The 5,063-nt window shown below is 41.2% G+C and carries 7 protein-coding genes; 1 reads left to right on the plus strand and 6 read right to left on the minus strand.

Going from position 1 to position 5,063, the window contains the following annotated elements; genetic code table 11:
- Positions 1 to 151: 151 nt before the first annotated feature.
- The 6 genes from V757_RS0113250 to V757_RS17155 all read right to left on the minus strand — a co-directional run bounded on the left by V757_RS0113250 (position 152) and on the right by V757_RS17155 (position 4,901).
- Entirely contained in the window at positions 152 to 1,387 is a 1,236-nt protein-coding gene (locus tag V757_RS0113250) for an RHS repeat domain-containing protein (protein WP_023949298.1), read from the minus strand.
- A gap of 315 nt (positions 1,388 to 1,702) precedes the next feature.
- Complete coding sequence (locus V757_RS17135) at positions 1,703 to 2,308, minus strand: hypothetical protein (protein ID WP_023949300.1); 606 nt, start codon at positions 2,306 to 2,308, stop codon at positions 1,703 to 1,705.
- 9 nt (positions 2,309 to 2,317) lie between these two features.
- Entirely contained in the window at positions 2,318 to 2,611 is a 294-nt protein-coding gene (locus V757_RS17140; RefSeq protein WP_052019189.1) for a hypothetical protein, read from the minus strand.
- A complete protein-coding gene (locus tag V757_RS17145; RefSeq protein ID WP_155805780.1) occupies positions 2,601 to 2,774 on the minus strand; it encodes a hypothetical protein in 174 nt (57 codons plus the stop codon). The genes V757_RS17140 and V757_RS17145 overlap by 11 nt, the downstream gene beginning before the upstream one ends.
- Before the next feature lie 78 nt (positions 2,775 to 2,852).
- The gene (locus V757_RS17150) at positions 2,853 to 3,467 is read right to left on the minus strand and encodes a hypothetical protein (RefSeq protein WP_023949306.1); all 615 of its coding nucleotides are present in this window, start codon (positions 3,465 to 3,467) and stop codon (positions 2,853 to 2,855) included.
- A 12-nt stretch (positions 3,468 to 3,479) separates the two neighbouring features.
- Positions 3,480 to 4,901: an RHS repeat domain-containing protein gene (locus V757_RS17155; RefSeq protein ID WP_023949308.1), complete on the minus strand. Its 1,422-nt coding sequence runs from the start codon at positions 4,899 to 4,901 to the stop codon at positions 3,480 to 3,482.
- Between V757_RS17155 and V757_RS29830 the strand changes: the two genes are divergently transcribed.
- Entirely contained in the window at positions 4,895 to 5,017 is a 123-nt protein-coding gene (locus V757_RS29830) for an integrase core domain-containing protein (protein WP_162146551.1), read from the plus strand. The two genes, V757_RS17155 and V757_RS29830, sit on opposite strands and share 7 nt — an antisense overlap.
- Positions 5,018 to 5,063: the final 46 nt, after the last annotated feature.

Raw genomic sequence — 5,063 nt, forward strand, 5'->3', positions numbered from 1 at the left:
TCAGCATCAAGGAAAGATGTGCTGTGGGCGAACACCCATAGAAACATTGATTGATGGTAAATCAGATTAGGAACAGCAAAAAGCATGAGCTAAATCTAATCTGACAGACACCGCTTGTCAAACGGGGAACTGTCAGATGAAGTCTGAACTTCTACACCATATCTGATGTTTTTCTAGTACCTAAACCCTTATTTAAGAGACTGGATAAAGCCTCCTGAGCAGCGCGAAAGTTTTCCTTTGGAATTTTTAAATTTCCAATGACTTTGTTAGATCTAGTTTCGGGAATACTAACACTCTTTGCGCCACCACTAATTAAACTATCAAACATTTCTGCCCGACATTTACTACACATACCAATTGTCTGTTTTGAACCATCATCAAAAAAGCCTTCAATATTATCAATAACAACATCTTGATCTTTTAACTGCCCTTTTTCGTTCATCTTCTGTAAGTTTAAAATTTCTGAGTGTGTTTTTCTTGGATCATTTTTTAAATTACTCGTTCCTTTCTTTGTAGTAACTCGAGAAATTGCTCCAATTACTCTCCTTAGCCCCCACGGATCCACCCACTCCACCGGGTTCGGAGCGTATTGATAGAGGTTAATCCCACCCATCAATCCGATCGGGTCTTGGCTGATAAAGCGACCTAGCTCTGGGTCATAATACCTAAAGGTATTGTAATGTAACGACGTCTCGGCATCATAATACTGACCTTGAAAACGATGATTATTAATCACCTGCTCGTCAGCAGCAGCTCGGCTCATGACACAGGTTTCACCCCACACTTTAGCCTTGGCCTCCCACACCACTTCCTGACCTTGATTCATCAACAGTTGTGGGGTGCCGAGGTGATCGCACACATAATGATAAAGTTTCGGCGCTGCTTGAGTTTCTTCTGCTAACTCGGCCTGCCACCCCCGTGAGCTCAGTAGTTCCGCTTGTCCATCACTGCTATTGATGTATTGCGCCAAGGGCACAAACTGACCATCTTCGTAGAGATACTGCACATTCAAGGCCAAGGCCGGTGCATTCTGCCAGTCACGTCCCGGATTGGCTGCATGTTTGCCCAGTTGCTGACCGATACGCTCTTCTGAAGCAATGGTCAAGCCTTCCCAATCATAGAGTGTTTGTTCTATGACTGTGTGACGGTGTTCATCCACCACCCGCTTGGCAATCCGGCGACCAAACACATCATACAGATAATCGGTACACAGCTTAGGCTCAGTGGCACTGCTAAAGGACGTGCTACGTGTTAATTGATTGTGTGCATCCCAACTAAAGGTCTGAATGCCTTTGTGGCTTTCTTTACGGGTTAAATTACCACGGGCGTCGTAATCAAAATGATAGCCGCTAATGCGCTTGAGTAGATTACCTGTATGAACCCACAATAAAAGTTAGAACGATTTTTTAATACTGTTTCTACCTAAAATTGCTACTAAAAATGGGGGGACTACACTTTAAACTCTTCGAGCAATTAAATAGCTAAATCTTCAGTAACCGCTTAGTAAATTGGCTTTAATTCTACCGTAATAGCTCGGCAGTCACGCAACGTAACGAATTGCATAGCATGTGCATAATGCACAACTAGATCTTACTATCAGTAGACGCTCTCGATGGCGTCAGGGAAGTATTTAAAGCTATCACCCCCCCGATCATGGTAATACTCGCCATCAATAACAACACCGACAGGAAAACAATCAACATTAAATCTGCAGTAATGCCTCGTCAAACTCACGATCACGAATAATTTTCTTTCCAATTGGCAAATTTAGATCAGACCACTTCAATCCATTAAATTCCAAGACATAAGCAATCATCGGTATTGGATAACTGTAAAAATCTGGTCGTTGGACTATGTAATGAATCAAACTAGGATTAAAATCCACAAATGCCATTAAGTAAGGAATGTAGAAACCATTTAGCGCATCGGAAATCTGGTTTATGCACAAATCAAGTACATGATCACTATGGGGTAAATAAATTTTTGATAGTTGTTGAGCATGACTATGACTTTTTTCTTGTAGAGTTGTCATGTAAAAATGAGCCGAAAATCCATCTACCATATTTGACTTATAAGGCGGAACAATTTTCTGAATGTAATAACTAAACTCTTCTGAATAACCTGTCAGTTCAATATAATACGCTTTCTGACTCCCTAAATAACTAAAGGCTAATTCAGCTTTATTCTCTGTTGAAAGTGATTCAAATTTAATCGATTTCTTAAGTGACCTGGTACGAGCAGGAATATTTAACTTTTTTAAAAGACTTGATAATTCCGTCTCAAAGAGTTTTTTAATTTCTTTGTCCATAAGGAAAACCTATCTATATTTCAAAATATGAAAAGTGGTATCTTTAAATTTCTGACCTTTATTGCCTAAACCTGGTCTATTGCGTGTATCCAAAATAAAATCAGAACCTTTCCCTTGAGAAGGTCTGTGACTTCCGCCTCCTCTTTCACAAGTATTTGACGGAGAATCCATATCAAATACCTCCGCTTTCTCTTGATTTTTGGTTAAACGCCCTTTCCCATGCTTAACTTCAAAAACGTGTATTCCACCATTTCCATCACTAGCTACAATATCAGCCCTGATTCTTGAGTTGTTAACTTTCATTATCATCGTCATCAATATCTGGGTAATCATCGATCCAATACTCTTGTTCAAGCACAAACTCGTCAACATTGGGTTTCGTATAAACACAAACCTGTTCACCTATAGTTAGATCCTCTTTGAACGCATCAACTAATTGCTTTATAGAATAAAATGTTTTCATCATGAGCATGTATCAGCCACCCTAAATGGGTTAAAAGTAAAAATTAAATGATCGGACAACTAGTGTGACATAGGGGGGCATTTACTTATAAAGTCCTTTATATTTTCCTGTAAATATTTGCATATACACTTTATATTCTTTTTTCATAGTTCTTTGAAACATAATATCTTTAAGTGGATCTACATTTTTACCGAATAAATAGCTAAGATATAGCCTTTCATTAAGTTCAGGATATGTTCTCAACGATGTAAGTTCATGACTATCAATGATACTGTCCTCATTATTATTAATTTCTTTGATTACAATGAAATCTTGTGGTTTAGTTGTCAGAGTCCTTTCAACTAAAACCCCACCCGGCTTTGACATAGCAAAAGTCATTTCATCATCCGTCCCCTCCCAAATAGTATACATTTGAGATTCAAAGTTTCTTTGTATCCAGCGTGAAGGAAATTGCAGGGTAGAATTTCCAACTATATCCATTTTTTTGACATGACTGTCTTTTAAAAATTTATGTACCACAGGAACACAAAAGAGAGTATTTGTATTTTCTAACGATGAGATTTTCCACTCGTGAGAATCATTATAAATATCAAAAAAATAAAGATAAGGCTCCTCCATCATTTGGGCTAAAAAGCAAATATCCTCTCTAGCTTCAATACTAATAACAGTGCCTTTTTTCCAAGTAACTCTAGTCATTCTTAATTCCTTTTAAGTCTCGCATTTTGTTTTATGAACTGTTTGAGGATTTTTGCCTAGATGCGCTTCTGCTGCCTTTTTGTACTCGTCTCTATTTGAATTATTTGCTCCGACTGGATTCTGCGCATTGGCAACGTTTTCTCTTCTTAAAACTCTCTCATCTTCCTCAAAATAATATTGCTCTAATCCTCTGGCTGTTTTCTTACCTTCTATGCCACTTCCACTATATACAGGCGTAGGTGCCTGTCCCCCAAAAGCATCAAAATTACCACCATATCTATAACTAATAATTTGCTCAGGTGAAAGCCCCATGCTACTAGGGGCACTAGCGTAGCCAGTATATGATTTCCCGTTTTTATACCCTCGATAAGTCACACTATCTCTTCCTTCACCTGTGCTAACATTATTCCACCCCCACGGTTCCACCCACTCCACCGGGTTCGGGGCGTATTGATAGAGGTTAATCCCTCCCATCAAGCCGATCGGGTCTTGGCTGATAAAGCGACCTAGCTCTGGGTCATAATACCTAAACGTATTATAATGTAGCTCACTCTCCTCATCATAGTACTGCCCTTGGAAACGGTGGTTATTCACCACACCCTCTTTCACCTCTCTAGGCTCCACATAGGTCTCCTCCCATGCCTTGGACTCGGCCTCCCACACCACCTCTTGGGATTGGTTCAGCAATAGTTGCGGCGTGCCTATCTGGTCACACACATAGTGATATAGTTTAGGGGGAGAGGCTGAGGCTTCTCGTGGAGCCGACTCAGCCCCCCATGCCATCGGGCTAATATGCTCTGCCTCGCCTGTGCTGCTATTGATATACTGGGCTAACGGAACAAAGCTACCGTCTTCATATACGTACTGCACATCTCTGGCTAGTGCGACTCCCTGTGTCGTAGAAAGATTCGTTGCATTGGCTGTGCGCAACGGCTCTTCAGAGGCAATACTTAACCCCTCCCAGTCATACAACGTTTGGCTGACCACCCGATGATGCTCTCCCGATTCCACTCGCTTGGCTATACGTCGCCCAAACGCATCATAGAGGTACTCCGTGCGTAAGCTCTCCCGAGCTCCACCTTGCCATCCACTCTGCCGTAATTGGTTATGCGCATCCCATTGGAAGGTCTGTATCCCTTTGAGCCCCTCTTTACGCGTCATATTCCCACGCGCATCATAGCTAAAGTGTATCCCCGCTATCCCTTTTAACAGATTACCAACGACACTTGACACCCCTGACGGTAACGTACTCAATGGCGTATCACCAGACGAGCTCTGGCTAGTTTTACTTAGTATATTATGTGCCGGGTCAAAGCTAAAACGCTCTTTATCTAGCAACATCCCATGCAGGTGTCCTGATCCATAGCGCAGGTAGTCCACCACACGACCATCGGGACGCGTCGTCGTTATCAGATTGGATAACTCGCTTGACAAACACCGAGTGCTTACACTTATGGTTTAAGTACTACAACGAAGAGCGCCCTCATCAGGCGCTTAAAATGAAAACACCGAGTATGATTTATCAACAATTAGCAAGCTTAAAAGTGTGAAAATTATGGCTGGATTCATTACAGTTAACGTTCCTTTTACGATACC

This window comes from Pelistega indica, assembly GCF_000506865.1.
GTDB lineage: Bacteria > Pseudomonadota > Gammaproteobacteria > Burkholderiales > Burkholderiaceae_B > Taylorella > Taylorella indica.